This window comes from Pseudoalteromonas sp. SIMBA_162 (assembly GCF_046535955.1).
Classification (GTDB): Bacteria; Pseudomonadota; Gammaproteobacteria; order Enterobacterales; family Alteromonadaceae; genus Pseudoalteromonas; species Pseudoalteromonas marina.
This window is the reverse complement of the sequence record NZ_JAWJBQ010000416.1, coordinates 1-271: the sequence shown is the minus strand read 5'-3', so window position 1 is coordinate 271 and position 271 is coordinate 1. Positions and strand designations below refer to the sequence as shown.

1 protein-coding gene is annotated in these 271 nt (G+C 60.5%); it reads right to left on the bottom strand.

Translation table 11 applies throughout. From position 1 onward, the window contains the following. Positions 1-219: ATP-binding cassette domain-containing protein (locus R0J88_RS20290; protein WP_410900919.1), on the bottom strand; the 219-nt coding region annotated here is incomplete at its 3' end. Between the last annotated feature and the right edge of the window lie 52 nt (positions 220-271).

The following is a 271-nucleotide window of genomic DNA, read 5'->3' as shown; positions in this document are numbered from 1 at the left end:
CTTGCCGTGGGGGATCAGCGAATGCCCATCCACCTCGATGTTGCCGTCCTGGAACTCCTCCAGGCCGTTCACGCAGCGAATCAGTGTCGACTTGCCGGAGCCACTGGCCCCGATGATCACCACCACCTCCCCCTGGGCGACCTCGAGCTCGATGTCCTTGAGGACATGCAGGCTGCCGAAATGCTTGTTGAGCTTGTGCATCTTCACGATGGCAGTCATGGGGCACTCCGAACCGGCGCTGCATGCCGGAAGGTCGTCAGAGAAATGAGAT